Annotated in this window: 25 protein-coding genes; 11 read left to right on the plus strand and 14 right to left on the minus strand. The window is 70.2% G+C overall.

The window, feature by feature from the left end; all coding sequences use genetic code 11:
* Positions 1–17 precede the first annotated feature (17 nt).
* A complete protein-coding gene (locus CFN78_RS10575; RefSeq protein WP_094862548.1) occupies positions 18–1,202 on the plus strand; it encodes a trans-sulfuration enzyme family protein in 1,185 nt (394 codons plus the stop codon).
* 331 nt (positions 1,203–1,533) lie between these two features.
* On the opposite strand, the gene CFN78_RS10580 is transcribed toward CFN78_RS10575, so the two are convergent.
* Positions 1,534–1,794, minus strand: a complete 261-nt coding sequence (locus CFN78_RS10580) for a hypothetical protein (RefSeq protein ID WP_094862549.1) — start codon at positions 1,792–1,794, stop codon at positions 1,534–1,536.
* 324 nt (positions 1,795–2,118) lie between these two features.
* Positions 2,119–4,341 (minus strand): terpene synthase family protein, encoded by a 2,223-nt coding sequence (locus CFN78_RS10585; protein WP_094862550.1) that lies wholly within the window; start codon positions 4,339–4,341, stop codon positions 2,119–2,121.
* A gap of 478 nt (positions 4,342–4,819) precedes the next feature.
* Here CFN78_RS10585 and CFN78_RS10590 point away from each other — a divergent pair, with 478 nt between their 5' ends.
* The 6 genes from CFN78_RS10590 to CFN78_RS10615 all read left to right on the plus strand — a co-directional run bounded on the left by CFN78_RS10590 (position 4,820) and on the right by CFN78_RS10615 (position 9,945).
* Entirely contained in the window at positions 4,820–5,749 is a 930-nt protein-coding gene (locus CFN78_RS10590) for an NADP-dependent oxidoreductase (protein WP_094862551.1), read from the plus strand.
* A 116-nt stretch (positions 5,750–5,865) separates the two neighbouring features.
* The gene (locus CFN78_RS10595; protein WP_133116321.1) at positions 5,866–6,288 is read left to right on the plus strand and encodes a hypothetical protein; all 423 of its coding nucleotides are present in this window, start codon (positions 5,866–5,868) and stop codon (positions 6,286–6,288) included.
* Positions 6,285–6,905, plus strand: coding sequence for a DUF3558 family protein (locus tag CFN78_RS10600; RefSeq protein ID WP_165777514.1), 621 nt, complete (start codon positions 6,285–6,287; stop codon positions 6,903–6,905). The genes CFN78_RS10595 and CFN78_RS10600 overlap by 4 nt, the downstream gene beginning before the upstream one ends.
* A 1-nt stretch (position 6,906) precedes the next feature.
* On the plus strand, positions 6,907–8,274 hold the full coding sequence (locus tag CFN78_RS10605; RefSeq protein ID WP_094862554.1) for a hypothetical protein: 1,368 nt from the start codon (positions 6,907–6,909) through the stop codon (positions 8,272–8,274).
* Positions 8,271–9,008, plus strand: a complete 738-nt coding sequence (locus tag CFN78_RS10610; protein ID WP_240519375.1) for an ESX secretion-associated protein EspG — start codon at positions 8,271–8,273, stop codon at positions 9,006–9,008. The genes CFN78_RS10605 and CFN78_RS10610 overlap by 4 nt, the downstream gene beginning before the upstream one ends.
* A 151-nt stretch (positions 9,009–9,159) precedes the next feature.
* Positions 9,160–9,945 carry a metal-dependent hydrolase gene (locus CFN78_RS10615; protein ID WP_205660483.1) on the plus strand — a complete coding sequence of 262 codons (786 nt, stop codon included), beginning with the start codon at positions 9,160–9,162 and terminating at the stop codon, positions 9,943–9,945.
* Between the two features lie 21 nt (positions 9,946–9,966).
* Here CFN78_RS10615 and CFN78_RS10620 read toward each other — a convergent pair whose 3' ends face one another.
* Positions 9,967–10,875: an LLM class flavin-dependent oxidoreductase gene (locus tag CFN78_RS10620; RefSeq protein ID WP_094862555.1), complete on the minus strand. Its 909-nt coding sequence runs from the start codon at positions 10,873–10,875 to the stop codon at positions 9,967–9,969.
* Between the two features lie 267 nt (positions 10,876–11,142).
* Here CFN78_RS10620 and CFN78_RS10625 point away from each other — a divergent pair, with 267 nt between their 5' ends.
* Both CFN78_RS10625 and CFN78_RS10630 read left to right on the plus strand, forming a co-directional pair.
* A complete protein-coding gene (locus tag CFN78_RS10625; protein ID WP_240519376.1) occupies positions 11,143–11,862 on the plus strand; it encodes a DsbA family protein in 720 nt (239 codons plus the stop codon).
* A complete protein-coding gene (locus tag CFN78_RS10630; protein WP_094862557.1) occupies positions 11,859–12,671 on the plus strand; it encodes a cytochrome c biogenesis CcdA family protein in 813 nt (270 codons plus the stop codon). The genes CFN78_RS10625 and CFN78_RS10630 overlap by 4 nt, the downstream gene beginning before the upstream one ends.
* Here CFN78_RS10630 and CFN78_RS10635 read toward each other — a convergent pair.
* From CFN78_RS10635 to CFN78_RS10655, 5 genes are read right to left on the minus strand one after another with little or no spacing between them, the layout of a single operon-like run.
* On the minus strand, positions 12,637–13,818 hold the full coding sequence (locus CFN78_RS10635; RefSeq protein WP_094862558.1) for an SWIM zinc finger family protein: 1,182 nt from the start codon (positions 13,816–13,818) through the stop codon (positions 12,637–12,639). The two genes, CFN78_RS10630 and CFN78_RS10635, sit on opposite strands and share 35 nt — an antisense overlap.
* Positions 13,815–16,520: a DEAD/DEAH box helicase gene (locus CFN78_RS10640; protein ID WP_094862559.1), complete on the minus strand. Its 2,706-nt coding sequence runs from the start codon at positions 16,518–16,520 to the stop codon at positions 13,815–13,817. Before CFN78_RS10640 ends, CFN78_RS10635 begins: the two co-directional genes overlap by 4 nt.
* A gap of 46 nt (positions 16,521–16,566) precedes the next feature.
* A complete protein-coding gene (locus CFN78_RS10645) occupies positions 16,567–17,013 on the minus strand; it encodes a nitroreductase/quinone reductase family protein (protein WP_094862560.1) in 447 nt (148 codons plus the stop codon).
* Between the two features lie 19 nt (positions 17,014–17,032).
* On the minus strand, positions 17,033–17,845 hold the full coding sequence (locus CFN78_RS10650) for an ABC transporter permease (protein ID WP_240519377.1): 813 nt from the start codon (positions 17,843–17,845) through the stop codon (positions 17,033–17,035).
* Positions 17,842–18,777: an ATP-binding cassette domain-containing protein gene (locus CFN78_RS10655; protein ID WP_094862561.1), complete on the minus strand. Its 936-nt coding sequence runs from the start codon at positions 18,775–18,777 to the stop codon at positions 17,842–17,844. The genes CFN78_RS10650 and CFN78_RS10655 overlap by 4 nt, the downstream gene beginning before the upstream one ends.
* Before the next feature lie 129 nt (positions 18,778–18,906).
* On the opposite strand from CFN78_RS10655, the gene CFN78_RS10660 reads away from it, so the two are divergent.
* Positions 18,907–19,680: a TetR/AcrR family transcriptional regulator gene (locus CFN78_RS10660; protein WP_094862562.1), complete on the plus strand. Its 774-nt coding sequence runs from the start codon at positions 18,907–18,909 to the stop codon at positions 19,678–19,680.
* Positions 19,681–19,692: 12 nt separating this feature from the next.
* On the opposite strand, the gene CFN78_RS10665 is transcribed toward CFN78_RS10660, so the two are convergent.
* The 5 genes from CFN78_RS10665 to CFN78_RS10685 all read right to left on the minus strand — a co-directional run bounded on the left by CFN78_RS10665 (position 19,693) and on the right by CFN78_RS10685 (position 23,953).
* Positions 19,693–19,956 carry a hypothetical protein gene (locus tag CFN78_RS10665; protein WP_094862563.1) on the minus strand — a complete coding sequence of 88 codons (264 nt, stop codon included), beginning with the start codon at positions 19,954–19,956 and terminating at the stop codon, positions 19,693–19,695.
* Positions 19,957–20,348: 392 nt separating this feature from the next.
* Positions 20,349–20,606 (minus strand): hypothetical protein, encoded by a 258-nt coding sequence (locus tag CFN78_RS10670; RefSeq protein ID WP_094862564.1) that lies wholly within the window; start codon positions 20,604–20,606, stop codon positions 20,349–20,351.
* Positions 20,607–20,990: 384 nt separating this feature from the next.
* Positions 20,991–21,344, minus strand: a complete 354-nt coding sequence (locus CFN78_RS10675) for a YciI family protein (RefSeq protein WP_094862565.1) — start codon at positions 21,342–21,344, stop codon at positions 20,991–20,993.
* 93 nt (positions 21,345–21,437) lie between these two features.
* Entirely contained in the window at positions 21,438–23,030 is a 1,593-nt protein-coding gene (locus CFN78_RS10680) for an ABC transporter permease (protein ID WP_094862566.1), read from the minus strand.
* Complete coding sequence (locus CFN78_RS10685; RefSeq protein ID WP_094862567.1) at positions 23,027–23,953, minus strand: ABC transporter ATP-binding protein; 927 nt, start codon at positions 23,951–23,953, stop codon at positions 23,027–23,029. Before CFN78_RS10685 ends, CFN78_RS10680 begins: the two co-directional genes overlap by 4 nt.
* A 94-nt stretch (positions 23,954–24,047) precedes the next feature.
* Here CFN78_RS10685 and CFN78_RS10690 point away from each other — a divergent pair, with 94 nt between their 5' ends.
* A complete protein-coding gene (locus CFN78_RS10690; RefSeq protein ID WP_094862568.1) occupies positions 24,048–24,542 on the plus strand; it encodes a GbsR/MarR family transcriptional regulator in 495 nt (164 codons plus the stop codon).
* 4 nt (positions 24,543–24,546) lie between these two features.
* On the opposite strand, the gene CFN78_RS10695 is transcribed toward CFN78_RS10690, so the two are convergent.
* The gene (locus CFN78_RS10695; protein ID WP_094862569.1) at positions 24,547–25,140 is read right to left on the minus strand and encodes a TetR/AcrR family transcriptional regulator; all 594 of its coding nucleotides are present in this window, start codon (positions 25,138–25,140) and stop codon (positions 24,547–24,549) included.
* Between the last annotated feature and the right edge of the window lie 81 nt (positions 25,141–25,221).

The raw sequence follows: 25,221 nt of genomic DNA on the forward strand, positions 1-25,221 counted from the left end.
GAAAGCGACACAGAGCAATGACGGAATATGCAGAGGATGTTCACGTCCAGACCCGTGCGGTGCACATCACCGCGACGCCACCGGTGGGCAGCATTCCGGCCGCGGTTCCCCTCTATCAGACGTCCCTGTTCACCTTCGATGATCTCGGTGAGTTTTCGAATGCGTGGGCCAAGACGGGTGGCGCGTTCACTTACAGCCGGTTCGGTAATCCGACGACCAAAGCCTTCGAGGACACCATAGCCAAGATGGAGTCCGGCTCCTCGGCAATGGCTACCGCGTCCGGCATGGGTGCCATCAGCGCTGTCCTGTTGTCATTGTTGCGTACCGGTGATCACGTCATCGCGCAGCGCGGTCTATATGGTGGCGTCTTCTCACTTCTGGCGGATTTGACTGAGCGCTGGGGTATCGAGGTAACGTATATAGACGCCGAAGATCCGCGCGAAGTAGAGAAGGCGTGTCGCGCGACAACTAAGATATTATATCTGGAAACCATCGCGAACCCGATGGGACACGTGTGTGATCTGCCGAGTTTCGCCGCGGCTGCGCGGGCGCAAAATCTGATCACGGTGGTCGACAATACGTTCGCGTCCCCAGTTCTCTGTCAACCCCTCCGGCACGGAGCGGACGTGGTGGTCCACTCGACGACGAAGTACATCGGCGGTCATGCGGATGTGGTCGGCGGAATCGTGGTTGTCGACGATGGGACCGTCGCCGAGAAAATATGGTCTTTTGGAGCCGAGTTGGGTGCTTCAGCAGATCCGTTTGCGGCCTGGCTGAGTATTCGCGGCCTACAGACCTTGCCAGTACGAATGCGAGTGCACTGTGAGAACGCCAGAACGATCGCTGAGCGCCTTGCCGTACATCCGAAGGTGTGCGAGGTGCATTGGCCGGGTCTGCCGGACCATCGCAGTCACGAGATTGCAACTGAGTTGTTGTCTGATTTCGGCGGTGTCTTCGCATTCGACCTGCGCGGCGGAATGCAGGCTAGCCACGATTTCACCAAGCGGATTCGAGTGGCAGCGTTGGCGCCGTCACTCGGGGGCGTGAGTACCACGGTGCTGCATCCTGCCAGCATTTCGCACAGCGGGATGGATGAGAATGCTCTTGACGCGGCCGGAATCAAGCCTGGCACGCTGCGGATCGCGGTCGGGCTGGAGCACGTCGAAGACCTGTGGAGTGATCTTGAACAAGCTCTTGCTTGACAATCAGCCGCTGGTTCGGTGTTGGTGACGGTGTCCGCGCCATGAGGCGGGCTCCCGAGGCAGCGGTTACAAGTGGTGGTGGGGTAGGCCGGTGTCCTTCACGGCATGCTTTGGATGTGACGCACGGGATCACACCCTCGTTACTGAAACCTAAGGCTGGACGGTCGCGCTTTGGCGACGTATGTACCGACGTGGGTGCTGCGCGAATTCCATTCCAATGCAGGGTTTGGCGGCAGCGGCTGACTGGTCGCACTTCGGCGACTCCGGCCAACTCTGCTCGCGGGTCGGTTTCCGCACAGCCACCCAGTCGCGGTCGTGCGGCGTTCAATCATCAAGATGATCCGGGCATTAGAATGGTTGCATCGGGTTCAGACACGTGAGGGGCGCAGCCGCCATTCGCGTAGACAGTGGTCGCCGCCGTCAGGAGAATCAGCAGCAGGCTGACTAGCGAGTACGCGATGGCCGGGCCGAACGACGCACCGATGCCGCTCGCGGTCAGCGCCCGGCCGATCGCCCCGAGCAGGAGCACGCTGAGGATCACCCTGATCAGCGGGCCGTTCCAGGCCCCGTCGAACCCGCGCCGCGCGGCCACAGGAGACGATGCCCGCGATCCGCTCCACGACAGCCGAGACGACAGACGGCTCCAGGCTGTGTCCCGGGTGGTACCGGTCGGCCCCTGGGACGACCGATCGCCGATGAGCCACCACGCGCGCCGGTCGCACCGGCCACGATGACTACAATCCTGCTGACTTCCACCGGCAACCAACTGGTGAGATCCCGTATGGGAGATCCCTCTCCTCGACGTCGCGGCTACGTGAGTGGCGACAGGGGAGGGATCCGCATTCTTTTGCTTAGCGGGGTACGAGACTGCGTGGGGGGCACGCCGGTCAGGACGTGCCCCCCACGCGGGAGGGTGTCAGCGGGCGCCGAGGCGTGCCGCGGACGTGCCGAGACCGGTCGGCAGGAACGACAGTTCGCGCGGCACCTCGACCGTCCGGCCGCGCCGCAGCTCGGCATCGGTGTATCGCACGCATTTGCGGTGCCATTCCAGGATTCCGGACATCCACTCCTTGAGGTCCTCGGCGTGCCGGGTCAGCACCTGCCGGACGGAGTCCTCCAACCCGAGTTCCTCGAACATCGCGGGCAGGTCGTGCGCCACGATGTGCTCGAACTCCTCCATCCGTGCCCGCATCAGCCGGGCGACGATGTCGCGTGCGGTCAACCGGTCGACGTCGAGGAAGTTCTCCACGACGAGCACGATGTTGTGTACCTCGCCCTCGAACTCGATCTCCTTCTGGTACGAGTAGAGGTCGTTGGTGAAACAGGCGTAGTCCTGCGCCGCGGTGTCCAGTTCGTGCAGCACGCGGTGCTGGTACAGGTCGGCGTCGACGATCTCGGAATGTGCCAGCCGTGCCAGGCTCATCGTCATGTCCGAACCGAACGTCCTGCGGCGCATCTCGACGTAGTCGACCGGATCGGGAATTCGGTGCTGCGCCTGGTTCTCCAGTTCCCACACCCAGCTCGAGGTCATGTCCTCGACGGCCTTGCGGAACTGCCTGCGCGCGGAGTCGGTCATCGGGCCCGCGGTGCGCCGCCAGAGGTCCGCGAGCCCGCGTTCGATCGGGTTCATCGGCTCCGGGGTGATTCCGGCGTCGAGCGGCATGAACGTCGAAAGCCTTTCGTTGCAGGCTTTCGCCGCGGGAAGATTGCGGGCGGCGCCGAACGCGAGCGGGAAGTAGTCGTCGCCGTAAGTGCCCCAGGCCAGCCAGTCCGAGGACAGGTTGAGCTGCTCCTGGGCGGCATCCGCGTGGATCATGGCGGCGCAGTGGGCGAAGTCGAAGCCGATGAACCGGCGCTCGTCCCAGATGCCACCCGCCTCGACGCCGGGAACAGAGTCGAACATGCCCATCCGACGGGCCCAGCCGACGGCGTACTCCCGTGCCGCGTCGAGGTGCGGGCTCGTCCGGATCGCGAACGGCATGTACAGCTCCGGCAACGGCAGGTGCCCGACCGCGTGGAACGGCCGGTGGGAATGCCGCGCGGCTCGTTGCCGCAACGCGAAGGGGTCCGGTGCGATCCGGGTGCCCGCCGTGCCGAGACCGGTCGGACCGCCCAGCGCCCTGCGTTCGTCCTTCGCAGCGCCCTCGTTCATGTAGCGACTGGACCGGGCATGCCATTCGTGCCCGCCGGTCTGCCAGTCCTGCAGGCCCTTCACGTATGCGGCGATCGCCCCGAGTTCCTGCGGGGGCGCCGCGTTGTCGGCCAGCAGCGCGGGTACCTCGACCAGCGCGGTGTTCTCGAACTGGTGCAGCCTGGAGGTCAGCAGTGCGTTGACCAGTTCGGCCGATTCCTGCGTCGAGCAGTCCAGGAAACGTTCGAACACCAATACCGCATTCGAGTTCTCCCCTTCCTCCTCGACCTCGCGCTGGTACGAGAACAGGTCGTTGCGCAGGTGCACGGCGTCGGAGAAGGTGTCGGAGAGGACGCGCATCGCGCGGGTCGCGGCGAACCGGTCCGGGATCTCTGCGCCGACCGCGTACTCGACGAGGTTCGCCGACCACGGGGCCCCACCAACCCGCCTGCGCATCTGGATGTACTCGATCGGATTGGAGATCCGTCCCCGGTCGATGTTGTCCAGTTCCCACATGGATTCCACCATCAGGTTGTGGGTGCTGGTCACGAATCGTCGCCGCCATCCCTCCGACATCGCCGGAACGGTGCGTTCCCACAGATCCTTCAACCCGGCCTCGGCCGGGTTCTCCGGCGTCGGGGGTGTTTCGCCGGTCGCGGTCATGAACCGTTCCAACCGGTCGAGGTAGGTCTTCGCGCCGGTGAGATCACGCGAGTACTTGAACTGCTCCAGGAAGTGGTCGTCGAAGAAGAACACCCAGACGTACCAGTCGGTGATCAGATCCAGTGTCGTGCCATCGCCATCCGGGTGGGTGTAGGCGCACATCAGCGGGTAGTCCATTTTCGCGAGCGCCGCCTCGTCCCAGACGACACCGCCCCCGGGCTTTGCGGCGTCCAGCATGCCCATCTCCCGGGCCCAGGCGGCGCTGTGCTCGCGGGTGCGCTCCAGATTCAAATTGATCCTGGCCGGATACGGCATGTAGAAGTCGGGCAGTGTGAAGGCCTGCATGTGCGCGCTACTCCCTTGAACCGACTGGTGACGGGGCGTGGTCTCCTGGTCATCGACAGTCGCATTCGCCGCAGTGGCGGGGCAACGTCCGCCCGAGCGACATCCCGCGACATCGAGTGAACGGGCCGAGCGCTGTGCGTAAGACTCCCCTGTCGGGCAATGGTTTCCGCGTCCGATCACGGGTGGGCGCCATACGTCGCCGAGGGCGGTCTGTCGAGGACCGGATCGGGCGATTGCTCCCTCGCGCGGACTGTGCGTCCACTGTGGACGTATCGGTTCTTCGCCGGGTGCGAGGGGCGTGTTCTCGCCGGTCCGCCGATGACGCTCACCGCCGGTGACGCGGGCGGCGCCTTGGCTGACCTCCGGCGTGGTCGAATGTGCCTGCAGACGGCCGTGCCGCGATCCAATCGCGCGATACGGTCGGATGACGCAGTCCCCGGTCCCCGGGCCGGCCGGGCGAACCGAAAGGAAGAGCTGCATGACCAAGGCCGTCCGCTATGCCCGTCACGGAGGGCCCGAGGTGCTGGAACTCGTCGAGGTTCGCACGCCGGAACCCGGGAACGGTCAGGTCCGGGTCGCGGTGCACGCCAGCGGCGTCAACGCGATCGACTGGAAGATCCGCAGCGGCGCGTTCGCGGAGGAGGCACTGGCGGAGGAGGCACTGGCGGAGCCTGCCGGGACCGGTAGCGAATTCGCGGGCGTCGTCGACGCCGTCGGCCCGGACGCCGGGGACTGGGCCGTCGGTCAGGCAGTCTTCGGCCTGGCACCGGGCTCGGCGGCCACCCATGTGCTGGCCGGTTCCGCCGATCTCGTGGCCAAGCCCGATTGGCTGTCGTTCATCGACGCCGCCGCGCTGCCGATGGCGGCCGAGACCGCGTACCGCACCTTGCGGCTTCTCGGCGTCCGCGCCGGTCAGACACTGCTGATCCACGCCGTGGCCGGTGGTGTCGGCCTGATCGCCGCCCAGCTCGCGAGGGCCTGGGGTGCGAACGTGGTCGGGACCGCGGGCGAGGGGCACCACGACTTCCTCCGGGAACTCGGCGTCGTCCCGGTGACCTACGAGCCCGGTATCGAGGCACGAGTCCGCGCCGTCGCTCCCGACGGCGTCGACGCGGTGCTCGACGGTTCCGGCCGGGGTGTGCTGGGCCTGTCGGTTGCGCTGACCGGCAGCCCGGAGAAGGTCATCACCATCGCCGACGGCGACGCCGCGGCGCACGGGGTGCACTTCTCGTCCTGGGGCGAGGTCGAGGCGCTGAGCACGGTCTTCGGCGAGGTGCTGCCCCGGATGGAACGGGGCGAGCTGCGCCTGCCGATCGACCGCACCTTCCCGCTGGAGCGCGTCGCCGACGCCCAGCGTGCCAGCGAAGAGGGCCACCTGCGCGGCAAGCTCGTCGTCACGGTCACCTGACCGGCCCGTCCGGCCGCGAAGCGTGCGCGGGTTTGCTCGAAGCGTCCACTCGACCTGTGGTGATCGGTTACCCTCGGGCTTGCGACCGGTTACGCGGATGTGAGGGGAACGGGCAGGTGGGAAGTCAGGACGCATGGCTCGGTACTGCTGACAAGGTGCGGCAGGTCTACGGCGGTACCGCTCTCGGTGCCGGTGTCGCCGCCGCTGCCGGTGGGGGTGGGGGCTACGAGTTCAAGCCGGAGGAGATCGACGGCGTCATCGCCCGGTGGGAGTCCCTCCGCGATGAGTTCCTGGCTGACCAGCAGGCGATTGACGCCATGTTGGGCGTGATGCAGCCTCCAGCCGAGGACCAGGCGAGCACCGGTTTCACTCGTTCGGTGAGCGATGGACTCAGTTCACTGTATGACTCGAACATGTCGATGCTCGACTATGTGAACGATTACATCGCGAAGCTGAAAGACGCCAAAGGTGCGACGGAAAATGCTGACGCATCGAACGCGGAATCGGCAGGAAGCTTTATGAAAGCGTTCGAAGCGTGAGTTTCAGTCGAGCCGCAGGATTGGCTGTCGCGGTAGCTTGCGTAGCGGCGGTCTCATCATGTGCTGACACCGAGAGTGGCACGGCTCTTCCGGCACCTACGGGTCCGCAGAACTATGCTGTTCCAGATGTGTCCACCCCGCTGGACGTGTCGTCCTACCTGGAGGACCCATGCCTGCTTGTGCCCGGAGGAGAGCCAGGGAAACTTGGTTTCAGTCGACCGGAGCCCCGGCTGCCGGAAGACGATGAGGTGGCGCGACTGGCGGGGCCGGGGTGCGGATGGATGGAGTCGGACAACGCCGGCACCTTGAGTGTCAATATCCAGACCGAGAACGTGAAACGAGGAACCGGCGGGCTGGCGGGTGTCTATCAATCTCATTTCGTCACCGGTCAGTATGTTTATCTGGATCCAACAGATGTTGAAGGGTATCCAGCCGCGTTCGCTGACGGTCTTGACATGAGAGAGCGCGGAAAGACAACTTTGTACATCGGCGTAGCCGATGACTTGACCATTTCGGTGAGCATCGGCCCGTTTGGCCGGGGAAAACAGAAACAAGCCGAAGACGGAGCTGCGTCGATCGCCGCTGCCGCGGTCCGTACGTTGAAGGGGGGATCCTGAGATGGCGGGATCGATGAACGGCGAGCAGATCTTCCACAACTTCAGGGAAGGCGACGCCGCGAGCATCGAGGACGTTGCCATGCAGGTGGCGCGACTTTCCTCGCAGTACGGGCAGCGGGCGGCCTCCATCGCGGGGTTGCAGGAGAGCATGCAGGGGGCATGGACGGGCGACGCCGGTTCGGCGGCGGCGACGGGGGCCGGTCCGCTGATGCCCGCCCTCGAAGAGTCCGCGATCATGCTCGACCAGACGGCGGAGTCCAACGCCGAGCAGTCCGGTGCCTTCCACCGGGCGAACACCGAGGTCGTCGAGGTCCCGGCCGCGCCGGACGCACCCAACCCGTGGGCGACCGGCGCGAAGGCCCTCATTCCCATCGCGGGCCCCTTCATGGCGACCGACGACGTGCGCTCGTACCAGGAGGGCGTGGCCGCGCACAACGCCGCCGCCCAGCGCAACGTCGACGTCATGAACGGCTACTCCTCCGCCAGCAGCGCCAACGGCAACGTGCCGACCTCGTACGGCCTGATGGAATCCGACGGCAGCGCCGTAACTCTCACCACGCCCTCCGGGACGGTGGGTACCGGTATCGGCGTGTCCGGCACGCCCGAGGTCAACGGCCCGGGCGCGGTGAACGACCGGACGTCCGCGAGCGGTGTCGGCCCCTCCGCCGTCTCCGGTGCGCCGACGCTCAACGGCCCGTCCGGCTCCTCCGGCGGTACGCCCGCCCCCGGCACGGTCTCCGGTGCCGGGCATCTGGCACCCGGCGGTGGACCCGCTCCCGTGGCGCCCGGCCGAGGTGGTGGCGGCAACGCCGGCGGCGGGTCCGGCGCGGCGCCCGGTGGCCTCGTCGGCGGCGCGCCCATCGGCCGTCCCGGTTCCGAGTCGAACCGTCCGGCCCGCCCCGGCAACGCGAACCCGGCACGCGGCGCGGACGGCCGACCCGGCGCGGGTCGTGCGGGTGACCGCATCCGCGGGCTCGACGGCAACAGCGGCAACAGCGGCAGGGCTGGTTCCGCCGGACGGGTCGGCGGCGGCGAAGGAGCCCTCGGCAAGGGTGGCGGCACCGCGGCCGAAGCCGGACGTGGTGGCGGAGCACTCGGCGCGGGCAAGGGCAGCGGCGTCGGCATGCCCGGCGCGGGAGGCTCGGCCGCCGAAGCGGCTGCCGCCCGTGGCGGTGCCGGCGCGGCGGGTGCCCGAGGTGCCGGTGCGGGCATGGGTCCGATGGGCGCGGGCGGTCGCGGCAGGGGTGGCGAGGAGGACGAGGAGCACCGGCGTCCCGACTTCCTCATCGAAGCCGACCCGGACGCGATCTTCGGCAGCGACGAGCGTGCGACCGCCCCGGTGATCGGCGAGAACCAGCCGCCGGCGTGAACGAGCCGATCGACCTCCCGCTCGCCGCCCTGGCCACGATCGCCGAGCGGGAGGGCGCCGGTGAACTGCACATGGTGCTCCGGCCCGAAGCGATGTGGCTCAGCGACAACGACCGGGAGGCGGCCGCCCGAACCGCCCAGGAGGCGCTGGTCGCGGCCGGACTGCTCGACGGACGTGGCCGCCTCGACGTCGACTTCCTCGACTGGCTGCCGGTGCTGACCATGCCGAACGCCGAGTGCTACGGCTGGTACACCGTCGACGGTGAGACCCGGGGTGCCCTGGCTGCGGCCCGTGGTCTCGAAGGTGTGCTCGCGATCCGTTCCGGCGACCGGGTGCGCCTCACGGCGGTCAACCGCGACCTGCTGGCCGAGGCACTCGTCGCGGAGCTGCCGGAGGTCGTTCCCGGCGGTGGCACCCCGTGGTCCGTTTCGCTCGAGGAACTGCGGGACGCGGGCGACGGCCGGCGTGCTGTCGATCGCAGGCTGTCGCGGCATCTGGCCGAGGTCGTCAAGGTCGTGCAGCGCCCCGTCCACGGCAGCGGCGAGCTCTACGCCGCCACCCGTGACGAAGTGGGCCGGCGCAGCCAGACGGTCGATCCGCTCCACTACGTCGACACCGACTGGGGCCGGTACCTGAACCACACCTCAGGCACCGGTGCCGGGGCGCGGCTGAACATCGCGCCCGCCACTCCGTCCGCCCTCGCCGCGACCTTGCGCGGGCTACACCGGAGCTGACCCGCCGCGACCGGAAACCCTTACGCGGCAACGGAACGTCACACGTATAGCACCGCTCTCCCACACGCTCGCACGGCGTACGGGACTGGACTGTCGGTACCACCCGGCAAGATCGACTCCCGCGAACGCCGACGTGGGGGAGGTACTGCCGATGATGGGTCGCTCGCACGCGCTGACGGGCTGGTGCGCGGGACTCGGCGTGGCCACCGTGATCGGCACCGGATCGGTCGAGCAGTCGCTGGTGTTCGCCGCGACCACCGCCGGGTTCGCCCTGCTGCCCGACCTCGACCATCCGGGGGCGCGCGCCTCGAAGCTGCTCGGCCCGGTCACCGGTGGGCTGTCCTGGTTGCTGCGCAAGGCTTCCGGCTCCTTCTACCAGCTCACCAAGGGCCCGAGGGACGAGCGCGGCAAGGGCACCCACCGACACCTGTCGCACACGATCCTGTTCGCGCTGGCGCTCGGCGGGCTGACGGCACTGGGTACGGCGAAGGGCGGCCCGTGGGCGGTCGCGGGCGTGGTGCTGTTCGGGCTGCTGCTGGCCGAGGACGCACTCGGCGACTGGGTGCTGCCCGTCGGGGGTGGCGCGGTCGTGTGGTGGGTGTACGAGGCCGGACCCGACCCCCTGGCCGAACTGGCCGCGGTGTCCGGCCACCTCGGCATCGCGGTCGCCGTCGGGTGTTTCACCCACTGTCTCGGTGACGCGCTGACCGAATCCGGATGCCCGTTCCTGTTTCCCCTGCCGATCGCCGGGGAGACCTGGTACGAGATCCGGCCGCCGTCGTTCCTGCGCTTCCGGACCGGCAAGAAGGTGGAGAACCTCGTGGTGTTCCCGTTCTTCGTCGTGCTGGCCGTCCTGTTGATGCCGGGCGTGTGGGAGTTCCTGGTCGTCACCGCCGAACACCTGTTCGTGCCGCCGTCGTCCAGGACGGCCTCCTGAGAGCCGCCACCGGATGCCGGCTCAGCCGTGCAGCAACTCCCTGGCATGCGCGATGTGGTCGTACTGGACGAGGGTGTCCTCGCCGAAGGGCACCACCAACAGGGTGCTCGCGCCCGCGTCCACGTACTCGGCGAAACGTTCGGCGAGCTGTTCGGCGGAGCCGTTCACGGCCACCTGCGCGGCGAGTTCCTCGGGCAGCCCGTAACCACCGGTCAGTGCGCGCATCACGGCCGAGTCGGGCGACGGCGAGTCGGTGACGGACGCGAACACCATCGTCCCGATCTTCGGCACGGCCGAGCCCTTCTCCCCGGCGATCGCCGCCAGCTTCGCCGCCCCCTCCGCGAGCTGATCCGGAGTGCGCAGCGCGGCGAGCCAGCCCTGGCCGTACGCCACGGTGCGCCGCAGTGCCGCCTCCGAGGTTCCGCCGATCCACACCTCCGGCATCTCCGCGGCCGGTCCGATCGTCACGGTCGGCCGGCCGTCCTCGGCGGTGAGCGGGGCGGGTTCGCCGGTGAACAGGTCCGGCAGCGCGGCCAGCATCGCGTCGGTTCGGGCCGCCCTCGTGCCGCTCGGAATCCCGGCGGCCTCCCACTCGTTCGGCGTGCCGACACCGCCGATCCCGACGCCGAGCCGCAGCCGTCCGCCGGAAAGGTACTGCAGGGAGGCGAGCTGCTTGGCCGCCCAGGCCTGCTGGCGCAGGGCGAGCAACAGCACCGAGTAGCCGATCGCGATCCGCTCGGTGACCGCCGCGGCCGCGGCCAGTGCGACGGTGCTGTCCATGATCGGCGAGGGCGAGGTCAGGTGGTCCCCGCACCAGACGCCGTCCAGCCCGACCGCCTCACCGTGCCGGGCGGCCTGCCGGACGTCCGCGATGCGCCCACCACCCCGCGCGGCGTTGATGGGCAACAGGGCTCCGACATGCACGCTCATCTGGCCATCCTGCAAGCTCGAGATTGGTCGAGGTCAACGCCCGGATTGGGCGATAGTGTGTTACATACCACCCATACGGGGGGTATGGCCAGAGTGGGCGCTGCTCTCCGTCTTTGCGGGGTCGGCATCTACCAGCGGTTATCGTTTGCCGTTCCGCCGTATGGGCGAGTAGTGGAACCTGTTCGGGGGAAGGTGGGACTGCCCACTGTGTTCGGCTCGGTGTCGGTCCGGTCTTCTAATATGGCTCCGCCCGAACGGAGGAGCACCGTGAAGATCGCACGTCACACCGGCGCAGGCAGGCGCGAGATCGCGCTGATCGCCGTGCTCGTCCTCGCCGCCACCGGCCTGGTCTCCCTGCTTGTCGCGGGGCCGTTCGGCGGGCGCACCTCCGGCTCCGCGGCCCCGCTGGCCGGGACCGACGAGGCCAACGCGCAGCAGGCCCCGGCCCGCCGGATTCCCGGCGACCCCTACGCCGTCGGCCCGACGCGCGCCCCGGTCACCCTGGTGATGTACGCCGACTTCGGCTGCGTGTTCTGCGCGAAGTTCAGCCGGGAGACCGAGCCCGAACTCGTGAAGCGCTATGTCGACACCGGCGTGCTCCGGATGGAGTGGCGCGACTATCCGATGTTCGGCGACGAGTCGACGGCGGCGGCCAGGGCCGGTCGCGCCGCGGCCGCGCAGGGGCGCTTCTGGGAGTTCAGCCGCGCCGTCTACGCCGCCTCGCCCGACCGCGGGCATCCGGAACTGGCCCGCGATCGACTGGTCGCGTTCGCCGAGCAGGCGGCGGTGCCGGACATGCGGCGGTTCCAGGCCGAACTCGACGGGACCACACACGACCTCGCCATCCAGGAGGACCTGAACGAGGGCGTCAAGTACGGCGTGCCGAGCACGCCCGCCTTCGTCATCAACGGTCACGCCATGGTCGGCGCGCAACCGCTGGAGGCGTTCACCGCGATGATCGACAAGGCGGCCGGCGGCCCGCGATGATCGAGGCGGGCCTGCTCGGTGCGTTCCTCGGTGGGCTGCTCTCCCTGCTGAGCCCGTGTTCGGCCCTGTTGCTGCCCTCGTTCTTCGCCTACGCCTTCACCTCGGTCACCACCCTCGCGGCGCGGACCGCGCTCTTCCTCGCCGGGCTGGCGGCGGTGCTGGTGCCGATCGGAGCCGGTGCGGGGGCGCTGGGCGGCCTGCTCACCGTGCACCGCGACGCCGTCACGCTCGGCGCCGGGCTGCTGCTGCTCGGGTTCGGCGTGTTCTCCCTGTTCGGCAAGGGTTTCCGGCTGGACGGCGGGCTGAGCACCCGGGTCCGGCAGGCCTCCGTGTTCGCCCTCGGCGCGGTCTACGGTCTGGCCGGCTTCTGCGCCGGTCCGCTGCTGGGCAGCGTGCTGACGGCGTCGGCCGCGGGCGGCAGCCCCGTCTACGGCGGCGCGCTGATGGTGGCGTACGCGCTCGGCATGGCGCTGCCGTTGTTCGTGCTCGCCCTGCTCTGGGACCGGTACGCACTCGGCGAGCGCTCCTGGTTGCGCGGAAGGGAACTCAGCGCGGGTCGTCTGCGCGTGCACACCACGAACCTGGTGTCCGGCCTGCTGTTCGTAGGTATCGGCGTGCTGTTCCTGACCACGGACGGTACGGCGGCGCTGGGCGGACTGTCCGGTGTGGACGGTCAGTTCGCGGCGCAGTCGGCGGTGCGGGACGCGGTCGCCGGGATACCGGACGCGGCGGTCGCCCTGGTGCTGGTCCTGCTCGCGCTCGCGGTCGTCCTGGTCAGGATCGCCCGGCGGTCCCGCTCGCCCCGCTGAGCGCGTCGACGGGCTCGCGGGCCGGCGCACCCGCGGGCCACCAATCGCCCTCGCAGCGGCACAGCGGATACCAGCGTCCGTCCCGCCCGTAGCGCAACTGCATGCCGATGTCCTCACTGGTCCAACGATTGCGCCAGACCTCGAAGGCCGGCGGTTCCGCCGCGTCCCAGGTCTCGGCCAGCCCGGCCCGGGCGCGCGCGAACACGTGCGCGGGCGGGCTCCACGGCTCGTCGAGCACCTCGACGAACGCCGCGCCACCGTATCGCCACGCCCGCACCGCGCGTGGGGAAACGCTGCCGTGCAACAGGTTCGCTTCCAGCTCCGGATACGCCGCCGCCAGCCGGACGGCGTCGAGCCGGACGTCGAGTGCGGGCACCGGAACCCGCGGGAGCGTACGGGCGCGCGCGGCCGTGTCGGTGACCAGCAGCGCGAGCATCGCCGGATCGATCCCCGGGGCGGCCGGGAAACGCGGTGGCAACGCGGGTTCACCCACCGTATCCGGTTCCGCGGGCAGCGGCGCCACCTCCGCCGCGAACGCCTCCGCCGCGTCGATCCCCTGCGGCACTTCGGGAAGCACGGCGTTACGCCGCTGGAGTTCACCGGTCAGTTCGCGTTCCCCGCGTCCGCGCAGGAGCAGCAGCAGGAACGGATCGGCGTCGAGCAACCACGCGGCCTGGTAGCTCAGCGCGGCCGCGTGCCTGCACGGCTGGCCCCAGTCGCCGCACGAGCATTCCTGTTCCAGGTCACCGAAACCGGGCAGCAGCGGCACCCCGGCGTCGTCGGCGGCGGTCACCAGGTCGTGCGGCATGTCGCGGTCCAGCAGCGCGGCGATGTGCCCCGCGGTGGCGGCGACCTGGTCGAGGAAGCGTTCCCACTGCGTCTCGCCGAGCCGCTCGACGTGCACCCGGGTGTGGTGCTGCCCGCCGGCGTCGTCGAACACCGTCGCCGACAGCAGGCCGGGACTGACGGTGATGGAGCCGACGTGGGCGTTGCGGGCGTAGCGGCGGCCCTTCGCCAGCGAGGTGGGATGCAACGCGACGTCCTCCATCGCGGAGATCCACTCCTCGCCCCACCAGCTCCGGGCGAAGCGGCCGCGACCGCGCTTGACCGGGCCGAACGCGGGGAAGCCGCGGGCCGTGTCGCTCATCGGTTCCCTCTCAGTTCCACCAGCTCGGCCAGTTCCGCATCGGACAGTTCGGTCAGCGCCGTCTCACCGGAGCCCAGCACCGCCTCGGCGAGATCGCGTTTGGTGCGTAGCATCGCCGCGATCCGGTCCTCGATGGTGCCCTCGGCGATCAGCCGGTGCACTTGGACCGGCCTGTTCTGGCCGATCCGATAGGCACGGTCGGTGGCCTGTTCCTCGACGGCCGGGTTCCACCAGCGGTCGAAGTGGACGACGTGGTCGGCGCGGGTCAGGTTCAGGCCCGTCCCGGCGGCCTTGAGTGACAACAGGAACACCGGAACCTCGCCGTTCTGGAAGCGGCGCACCAGTTCCTCCCGCTTCGGCACGGGGGTGCCGCCGTGCAGGAACAGCGCCGGAACGCCGCGGCCGGCGAGGTGGCGTTCCAGTAGCCGCGCCATCGCGACGTACTGGGTGAACACCAGCACCGAACCGTCCTCGGTGAGGATCGTGTCGAGTAGTTCGTCGAGCAGTTCCAGCTTGCCGGAACGTCCCGGCAGGCGCGGATCTCCGGTTTCCTTCAGGTACTGCGCGGGATGGTTGCAGATCTGCTTGAGCGAGGTCAGCAGCTTGACGACGGAACCCATCCGCGCCATGCCCTCGCGGGACCGGATCTCCGCCATCGCCTCGCGCACCACCGCCTCGTACAGTCCGGCCTGCTCACCGGTCAGGCCCACCGGCCGGTCGGTCTCCGTCTTCGGTGGCAGCTCCGGGGCGATACCGGGGTCGGATTTCTTACGCCGCAACAGGAAAGGCCGCACGAGCCGGGCCAGTCGATCGGCGCTGTCCCGGTCACCGGTCTCGATCGGCGTCGCCCACCGCGTCCGGAACCGCGACAGCTTGCCGAGCAGACCGGGCGTCGTCCAGTCCAGAATCGCCCACAGCTCGGAGAGGTTGTTCTCCACCGGCGTCCCCGTCAGTGCGACACGGGCACCGGAACCGATGGCACGCAACGCTTTCGCCGTACCGGACCCCGGATTCTTCACGTGCTGCGCCTCGTCGGCCACCAGCAGGTTCCAGGTGACGCCGTCGAGCCGGGCGGCATCCAGTCGCATAGTGCCGTACGTGGTGAGCACGAAACCGTCCGTCACATCGTCCAGATTTCTTGCCGTGCCGTGGAAACGGCGCACGGCTGTGCCCGGGGCGAATCGGCGGATCTCGCGTTCCCAGTTGCCCAGCAGCGACGCCGGGCAGACGACCAGCGTCGGCCCACCACCCCGTTGGAGGTGCAGCGCGATCAACGTGACGGTCTTGCCCAGCCCCATGTCGTCGGCAAGGCAGGCGCCCAGCCCGAGTGACGTCATGCCCGCCAGCCAGCGGAATCCGCGCAACTGGTAATCGCGCAGCGTGGCATCCAGACCGGCCGGGGCGGGAATGTCCTCGTGGCCGGACTCCGGATCGGTGATACGGGCGCGCAGATCGTCCAGCCAGCCACTCGCCGCCACCTCGACCCGTTTCCCGCCGATCTCGGCCGAACCGGTCAGCGCCGCCCCGAGCGCGTCGGCCGGGGAGAGTGGTTCGAGCGAACGTTCCCGTGCCCGTGCCGCCAGTTCCGGCTCGACGAGCACCCAGCGATCGCGCAGCCGCACCACGGGCCGGTGCGCCTCGGCGAGCCGGTCCATCTCCTCGGCCGTCAGCGGATCCCCGGCGAGCGCGAGCTGCCAGTCGAACTCCAGCAGGCCGTCGGTGCCGAGCAGGCCGGGAATGTCGGACCGGGCCGCGTCACCCGCACGCAGCACGGCTTTCGCGGTGAGCTCGCGCAGCATCTCCTTCGGCCAGTGCACCCGCACGCCCGCGGTGGCCAGGCGCACGGCACCGCCGCCGAGCAGGTCGGCCAGGTCGGCGTCGTCCACCTCCAGCACATCGGGAACGGCGTTGTGCAGCAACCGTTCCAGCGGTGGCCACGAGCGCGCCGCCCGCCGCAGGGCCAGCATCGACTCGATCCGTTCGGCGGGGCCGAAGCCCGGCCCCGCGTCCGCCCACAGATCGCGGGCGTCGAGCACCAGCGTCGGATCGGCGAGGCTGTGTACCTGCACCACGGCACGGTGCTCGGTGCCCGCCGGGGAGATCTCCATCCGAAGCGAGACACCGACGCCCGCGTCGAGTCCGCCACCGACCTCGGCCGCCCAGTCGCGCAGCTCCGGTACGCGCTGTGATTCCGTTGCGGCGTAAGGTTTCTGTCCGGTCGCGAGGGCGGCGGCCGGGCTGCGCGGGAACGCGTCCGTCACGGCGTCGAGGTAGGCCCGCAGCAGTGTGTGGGCGTCGTGCAACCGCGGCGGGCCGTCGCCGGGCAACGGCACGGCGCGTGCCTCCGGCGGCATGGCAGCGGCGAGCGCGCGGATCGCTTCGGCGTCGTCCGCGTCGAAGGGCCCCGGCCGCCACACGTCGACGCCACCGGGGGTCAGGCCGGGAACCAGCAGGCCGCGAGCGAGGAAGCGCAGGGCGAAGCGGGTCGCCGCGCCCCAGAACGCCGCGGCCGGGTGCGCGTCGCGTCCGGTCGCGGCGAGCGGCCCGATCGCGTCGGCGACCGTCAGGTGGGTGGCGGTCACCGTTCGCCGTTGCGGCACGGCGACTTCCAGCGGCTCACCGTCCCCGGTGTGCAAGACCAGCACCGCGCCCGCCCGGGGCGGATCGGCCGGGCGGAACGTCACCGCACGATCGTCGAGCACCTGCGCATTCTCCTCTCGTCGCTGGTCCCGGGCGGTGGTGACGCGGTCAGGCCGGGTCGATGCGGAAGACGGCGCAACGTCCGGCGAGCGCCTCGTACTCGTCCGGCGTGCCCTCGGCCACCAGTCCCGCGTCCTTCATGATCGGGACCCCGGTGGGCACCTCGATCGGGAACAGCCGCAGGAATGGCCGCGCCTGCTCGGCGGAGAGCTCCATCAGCCGTACCCGCTCGTGCTTCCGGCCGCGGGACAGGGTCCCGAGCCCGTCGGCCGCGCGGGCGTTGCGTACCCAGTCGGCGTTCGGGAAGCCGCCGAGCACGTACCGCTCGCCCTCGTGCGTCATCACCGACAACGGCGTCCGGCGCGGTTTTCCGCTGCGCCTGCCCGGCAGCGTCAGTACGTCCAGCCCGCCCATACCCAGCCCGGCCCGTTGCCCGGCCACCATGACCTTGTTCAACGGCTTGAGCCAGCGCGGCGGCGTCGGTTCGGTTTCCATGTGTCTCCTCACGATCCGGTCAGCGGCCGAGGCCGCGGTAACGGCGCACGGCCAGGGGAAAGAACACCGCGACGATCAGCAACGGCCAGACGATCGCCATCAGCACCGAGTTCGACGCGATCCACGAATCCGATCCCCAGCCCGCGTTGCCGAAGAGCTCGCGGGCGGCCGTGGCCGTGGCGGACAGCGGGTTCCACTCGGCGGCCACCCCGAGCCAGCCCGGCATCGTGCTGGGCGCGACGAAGATCGCCGAGAGGAACCCGATCGGGAACTCCAGTGTCTGCACCGCGCTGATCGCGCCGTTGCTCCGCAGCATCAGGCCGAGGTGGATGCCGATCCACAGCAGGGCGAAGCGCAACAGCAGCAGCAACGCGAACGCCAGCAGCGTCGCCCCGATGCCCGCCCGTGACTGCCAGCCGGCGATCAGGCCGCAGACGGTGATCGACGCCAGCGCCAGCGTCGAGCCGAACATGTCCGCCGCGCACCGGCCGACCAGTACCGCCGAGGGCGACATCGGCATGGAGCGGAAACGGTCCGTCACACCGTTCGCCGCGTCGGTGCGCACGGCCAGCATCGTCGACGAGACGCCGAACAACATCGTCATGGTGAACATGCCGGGCATCAGGAACTCGATGTAGTCCCCACCGCCCGGGACCCCGATCGCGCCCCCGACCAGGTAGCCGAACATCAGCACCATCAGGATCGGGAACGCCACCAGCACCGCCACCTGCGCGGGCTGCCTGACCAGGTGAATCAGAAACCGCCGGGTCACCGTCCAGCCGTCCGCGAACGCCCAGCGCAGGCGTCCGCCGGGAAGTGCCGCCGTCGTCACGCCGCCTCCGATCCGGTCCGCTCGGTGAGCCGCAGGAACACCTCGTCGAGGGTCGGCCTGCGTACCGTGACGTCGGCGGCCGCGATGCCGGAATCGCGCAGCGCCACCGTCACCTCCGTCAGTGCCCGCACCCGGTCCGCCACCGGTGCGCTGATGCGCAGCGCCTCGCCGTCGGTGTCCACCTCAGTGCCGGTCACCCCGGCCAGTAGCGCGGCCGTCTCCGGAAGTTCGGCCGATCCGTGCAGCACGACGTCGATGCGGTCACCGCCGAGGCGGGACTTCAGCACGTCCGGGGTGCCGTCGGCGATCACGCGCCCGTGGTCGATCACCGAGATCCGGTCGGCGAGCTGGTCGGCCTCCTCCAGGTACTGCGTCGTCAGCAGCACGGTCGTGCCGTCGGCGACGAGCGCGCGGACCGCCGCCCACACCTCGCCGCGGCTGCGCGGGTCGAGGCCGGTGGTCGGCTCGTCGAGGAACAGCACCCTCGGCGCGAGAATCAGGCTCGCCGCCAGGTCCAGTCGCCTGCGCATGCCGCCGGAGTACCTGCCGACGGCGAGCGTCGCGGCGTCGTCGAGCCCGAACCGTTCCAGCAGCTCGCCCGCGCGCATTCGGGCGGCGCGGGTGCCGAGGTGGTGCAGCCTGCCGAACATCTCGAGGTTCTGCCTGCCGCTGAGCACCTCGTCCACGGCGGCGTACTGCCCGACGAGGCCGATGCTGCGGCGGACCCGGGTGGCGTCGTGGACGACGTCGTGCCCGGCCACCTCGGCTCGCCCGGCGTCCGGCCGGAGCAGGGTGGTGAGGATTCGGACCGCCGTCGTCTTGCCCGCCCCGTTGGGCCCGAGCAGGCCGTGCACCGTGCCCGGGGGCACCGTCAGGTCCACGCCCGCGAGCGCCACCCGATCGCCGTATCGCTTGCGCAGACCGTCCGCCATCAGCGCGTACCCGGCCTCGCCGTGTCCTGTCCCAGTCAACTGCACCCCTTAACTGTGTACGCTGTACGAAGTACTGTAGCACGAACATCGTACAACGTACGGAGTTCGTTACGGCAGAATGGCGAACCGATGAGCGAATACGCGGGCAGAGGCGACCCGAAGCGCACCCTCGAACTGTTGTGGGGCGTCGGCGAGCCGCCCAGCCGCGGGCCGAAGGGCAGGCTGAACGTCGCCGCGATCGTCCGGGCGGCGATCGAACTCGCGGACGCGAACGGACTCGCCGCGCTGTCCATGCGCAAGGTCGCCGAGAAGCTGGGCGCCAGCGCGATGTCGCTCTACACCTATGTTCCCGGCAAGGCGGAGCTGCTGGACCTGATGGTCGACGCCGTCCAGGTCGAGGCCGTCGAGCCGGAGGAGGCGACCGGCGACTGGCGCTCCCGGCTGACCGGGTTCGCGCGCCGGGACTGGCACCTGCACCGCGGGCACCCGTGGCTGCTCCAGGTAGCCACCAGCCGTCCGGTGCTGGGACCGAACCTGACCCGCAAATACGACCGCGGGCTCCGCACCATCGAGGGCATCGGTCTCACGGACCTGCAGATGGACGCCGTCTTCACGCTGGTCGAGAGTTTTGTGCGGGGGGCCGCGCAGTTCGCTGTCGACGCCGCGCAGGCCGAGCAGAGCACCGGCAAGACCGACCTGGAGTGGTGGGAGGAGTTCGGCCCGCTGCTCGCGAAGGTCTCCGACGGCGACCGGTACCCGATCGCCTCCCGCGTTGGCCAGGCCGCGGGGGAGGTCTACCAGGCTGCGCACTCGCCCGAGCACACCTTCGAGTTCGGCCTGGTCCGCATCCTCGACGGCGTCGAGCTGCTGATCCGGAAACCGGCGGCCCCCGCCGGCCCGTAACCGGCCCGGCGGCTACTTGGCGGCGGCCCGCTGGATCGCCTCCCGGACGCGGAACCGGGTGCCGTCCCCGGAGGGGCCGCGGTGCGCCTGGTTGCGCCCGGCGAAGAGGGCCAGCCCGAGGACGGAGAGAATGCCGAGAATGCCGAGCGCGACGCCGAACAGCTCGCCGGCCCCCTGGATGGACAGCAGCACGTTGCCGATCACCGAGGCGACGGCCACCGTGAGCAACGCCAGGCACGGCAGGACCGGGCGGTGCGAACGAATTCGGGTACCCATGGCGCCTCCCGGCGGTGTCCGTGGTTCCGGCGGTCCGGGGATCCGGGCCCGCGATCGAGCCTAGGAACGGCCAGGGGCCCGCGCGATCCGGCCGGCCACCGGCCGGTGGTGGGGCAGGCACCACCGCACCACCCCCGCGAGCGCCGGGAGTTACCCACGATCGGCTGACCGTGGGTAACGGTCCGGCCGTCCCGGACGAGTAGCAGGATAGGAAGCGAGGTTCGGCGGATCCTGTCTTTGCCTTGTCCGGTAAGGAATTCGCGATTCGACGCCGGGAGAGGTGCGGTCATGGCGACTTGGAGGTCCGGATCGGGGCCGATCGCTGTCGGTGTTCTTGCCGGTTTCGGCGCGGGGCTCATCCTCGCCGGGACCCTGGCCGCCACCCGTACCGATCAGGTCCTGGTTCCCGCGTCGGGCGGTTCCGCCGTACCGGCCACGGTCAGCGTCGCCGAATCGGCCGCGCCCTCGAGAGCCCCTTCGGCCACCGAGTCCCCTGCCCGGCCTTCGACGGTCACCGAACTCGTCCCCGCGCCCGCGATCGTGGTGACCGTGGTGGAGACCGAGACGCGCACGCGGACCGCCACCGAGACCAGGCTGCCCGCCGAGTCCGCGACGCCGTGCCCACCACCGTCGGCCGCCGTCGTGCTCACCCGCGCACCCCTTCCGGGGCCGGCCGGATCCTGTTGAGAAATTTCCGCGACGGCCGTGCAACGGATCGCGTACCCGTTCCGTCTTGATGGGCAAGCGCACCCGGGGGTGCGCGGGGAACCGACCGGTGACGTGTGCTCTGCCCCAGTACACGAGACCGGCCTGCGGGTACGGCACGGCCGGCCCGTCGGATCTGCCGGCGCTGCCGGTGAGCGCCGCCTTCACGCTCACCGGTGGCGATGGCGGAACGCTCGCGGAGAGCCGCCAGGCCACTTCGCAGGGCTGACTCGTGGCCGATTCTCGGGGAGTCGTCCACGGGTCGAGCAGTCGCCGGGCCCGGGCCGATCGGGGGGTCCGGGCCCGGCGACTTCTCTTCCCGGACGTACTCAGCTCGTGGCGTGGAGCTCCGCCGCCTCGAACACCTGCCGGATCTCGACCTCCGGCGCCGGGCAGCGCAACGCCCAGGCGACCGCCTCGTCCTTCGCCGCCGCCTGGATGACCCAGTAACCGGCGACCAGCGTCTCCGGCTCGGGGAACGGGCCCTCGGTGACGGTCCGCCTGCCGTCCCGGGTGGACACGCGCGCCCCGCGGCGACTCGGCCGCAAGCCGTCCGCGGCGAGCAGGACACCCGCCCGGACGAGGTCCTCGTTGTAGGCGGCCATGTCGGCGAGCGCGTCCGGTGCGGGAGGCGCGCCCGCCTCGCTTTCGGCGTCGGCCTTGACGATCATCATGAAACGCATCGGGTCTCCTCGCGGTCGTGCGGCAGGCCGCTGCCCGCCACCGGATACCCGTGCGTCGAACGCAGGCGGCGACGTTCGACATCGGCCCGCCCCTCAGCCGATGTCGCGGCGGCGGAGCCCGGCCAGCCCGGCGAGCAGCGCCGCCGCGGCCACCCCGGCGAGGACCAGCAACGGCGTCGCGCTGAACTCGGCCACCGGTAGCTTCGGCACGTGCGTGAACGGCGAGACGTCCAGCACCGCCTGGGACACCTGCGCGACCGGGCCGAACAAACTGATCAGCAGGAACGCCGCCGCCACCACCCAGGCAGCCGTGGCCAGCCGGGGTACCGAGCCGAGGATCGCCACCGTCACGCCGACGACCACCCAGACGGCCGGCAGTTGCGCCAGCCAGGCGGCGAGGATGCCGGGGAGCTGCCCGCCGACGTCGCCGACCCGCGAACCGTGGGCCAGCCCGGTGCCGGGTCCAGCGACCGTCACCATCAGCCCGGTACCGAGCAGGGAGAACGTCAGATGGCTCGCCGCCCAGCGCAGCCTGCTGACCGGAGTGGCCAGCAGCGGCTCCGCGCGGAACGCGGTCTCCTCGGAACGCATCCGCAGGGTCGCCTGCACGCCGTAGAGCGAGGCGATCATCGCGAGGATGCCGGCGGTCGCCGAGATGAACGCCTCGACCAGCGACTGCGCCCCGCCCATCCGCTCGAAGATCGTCCGCTCGCTGTCGCCGACCAGGCCGCCGATACCGGAGGCCAGCGTGCCGAACAGGGCGCCCATCACGGCGAAACCCGCGGTCCAGCCGAGCAGCGGGCCGCGGTGCAGCCGCCAGGCCAGCGCCAGCGGCGAGCGCAGACCGGGGGCCGCCGTTGCCGGGCCGGGGCGTGCCGGAACGAGGCCCATCCCGAGGTCGCGGCGGGCCAGCAGCGCGTACCCGATCGCCGTCAGCACGACCGCGGCCGCCACGGGCAGCGCGAGTACCCACCAGCGTTCCCCGGCGAACGCCCGCACCTGGGTTGCCCAGCCGAGCGGTGACGCCCAGGACAGCCAGCCGAGATCCGTCGAGGCGTCACCGACGCCGCGCAGCAGGAACAGTGCGCCGAGCGTTCCCGCCCCCATACCGTTGGCGGTGCGCGAGTACTCGGCGAGTTGCGCGGCGATCGCCGCGACGCCGGTGAACGCCCATCCGGCCAGCGCGGTGCCGAGTCCGAACGCGATCGATCCGGCGATCGGCAGCCCCGCTCCGGCCAGGCCGAGCGTCGCCACCACGCCGACACCGAGGCTGCCCCCGGCGGCGACCGTGACGGCCGCCGTCAACGCGGCGAACCTGCCGACGACCGCGGAGGCGAGCAGTTCGAGCCGCCCGGTGTCCTCCTCGGCGCGGGTGTGCCGGGTGACGGTGAAGACCGCGGCGAGCCCGGCGAACAGTGCCAGGAAGGCGCCGTAGCGCCAGGCCGTGAAGCCGCCCGCGGTGGAAAGGTCGAACGCGGCGCCGTAGAGCAGGCTGGTCGACGGGTTGGCGCCCATGCCCGCACCGAGCGACTGCCGCTCGGCAGCCGTCGGGTAGAGAGTCTCGTACGCGCCCGCGGTGGCGGCCGGGATGACGCCGAGCACCAGCACCCACAACGGCAGGACGAGCCGGTCGCGGCGCAGCGCCAGCCGGATCAGCGCGCCGGTGCCGATCAGGTTCCGGCTCATCGCAGGGCTCCGTGCCGTTCCACAGTGGTGGCCTCCGGCCCGGACGCCTCGTAGTGCCGCAGGAACAGTTCCTCCAGTGTGGGCGGCCTGCTGGTCAGTCCTCGGACGCCGATGGTGCCCAGCGCGTGCAGCACCGTGTCGAGCGCGGCGGGCTCGACGTCGAAGCGCACGGTGTCGCCGTCGACGTGCAGGTCGTGCACCTCGGACATGGCGGCGAGCGCGTCCGGTGGCCCGGCGAGTTCCGCGGTGATGGACGTCCGGGTGAGGTGCCGCAGTTCGGCCAGGGTCCCGGTCTCGACGGTGCGCCCGCCGCGGATGATGCTCACCCGATCGCAGAGCGCCTCGACCTCGGCGAGCACGTGACTGGACAGCAGTACGGTCCGGCCCTGCGCGCGTTCCTCGCCGATGGCCTGCTGGAACGTGGCCTCCATCAGCGGGTCGAGGCCGGAGGTGGGCTCGTCGAGGATCAGCAGGTCGACGTTCGACGCCAGCGCGGCGACGATGGCGACCTTCTGCCGGTTGCCCTTGGAGTAGGTGCGCCCCTTCTTGGTGGGGTCGAGGTCGAAGCGTTCGATCAGGTTCCGGCGGCGGTCGGGGTCGAGGCCGCCGCGCAGGCGTCCGAGCAGGTCGATCACCTCGCCGCCGGACAGGTTCGGCCAGAGGTTGACGTCGCCTGGGACGTAGGCGAGCCGCCGGTGCAGGGTGGTCGCGTCGGCCCAGGGGTCGCCGCCGAGCAGCCGGACGTCGCCGGAGTCGGCGCGCAGCAGACCCAGCAGTACCCGCACCGTGGTCGATTTGCCCGCGCCGTTCGGGCCGAGGAAGCCGTGCACCTCGCCGGTGGCGACGGTGAGATCGAGCCCGTCGAGGGCGCGCGACCGTCCGAAGGACTTGGTGAGTCCCGAGACGGAGATGGCGCTGTCCATGCGGCGAAGCTACGCTCGATTCACAAAGTTGTGAAGTTAAGAAAACATATGGACGGCGTAGGTCGCTCGCGCACCGTCGGAGAGGATGTACGCCATGTCGCCGACACCGCAGCGGGAACCGGATGGAAGGGACTCCGGCGCCGTAGCCAGGTTCGTGGAGGACTTCGCGCTCGTGCTCACCACGGCCGGAATGCAGCGAATGCCGGCCAGGGTGCTCACCGCGTTGCTCGCGGACCAGCAGGGAAGTCTGACCGCGAGCGAGATCGCGGAGAACCTGCGAATCAGTCCGGCCGCGGTCTCCGGTGCCGTCCGGTACCTGACTCAGGTCGGCCTCGTCCGGCGCGGGCGCGCACCCGGCGAGCGTCGTGACCACTACTACATCGGCAACGACGTCTGGTACGAGGCCGTCGGCCGCAGGGACACCATCTACCAGCGGCTCGGCGACATCCTGGACGAGGGCGTCGAGGCGGTGGGCCAGGACAGTCCCGCGGGCGAGCGGCTCACCGAGACCCGGGACTTCTTCCTCTATCTCGCCAAGGAACTGCCCGCGCTGATCGAACGCTGGCGTGAGGAGCGGGCCGCGGGCTGACCGGTCACCGGTTGGCCGGGCGCAGCGTGCCGAGCAGGGTCCCGGCCAACGACGCCGCGAGCGCGTCCAGCTTCTCCGTCTCGACGGGCTCGCCCTCGAACAACAGCAGCATCGCCTGTTGCATGCAGGCGCCCAGCAGCAGTGCCGCCGCGGCCTCGGGGTCCGCTCCGCGCCGGACCCGGCCCAGTTGCTGCTCCTCGCGCAGGTAGCCAGCCAGTGCCGACAACGGCTTGCGCGGTCCGGCACCCCGTTCGCGGACCCGCTCGCTGTGCGTCTCCAGCAACTCGCGTGCGGAGAAGACCGAGCTCGCTATCGGGAAGCTGTGCAGGTAGAAGTCGAGGGCGGTGCGGGCGAGGACGGTCAGATTCCGCCGGACCGTGCGCCGTCCGGCCTCCAGTTCGTCGAGCAGCGTGCTGAGGCCGGGGAGCTGTTCGGACAGTACCGCGAGGAATATCTCGGTCTTGTCCGGAAAATGCTTGTACAACGTGGCTTCCGAGTATCCGGCCGCGCGGGCGATCTCCTTCGTGGTGGCCCTGGCGTAGCCCTGGCCGCGCATGATCGTCGCCGCCGCGACGAGGATCTTCTCCCGTGTGTCCACCGCGCATCCCTTCCGGCCGTCGGCACAGTATGCACTTGACCGGGTGGTGAGTGTTCACTCACCATGTTGATAAGTGAACAC

The organism is Amycolatopsis antarctica (assembly GCF_002262875.1).
Classification (GTDB): domain Bacteria; phylum Actinomycetota; class Actinomycetes; order Mycobacteriales; family Pseudonocardiaceae; genus Amycolatopsis; species Amycolatopsis antarctica.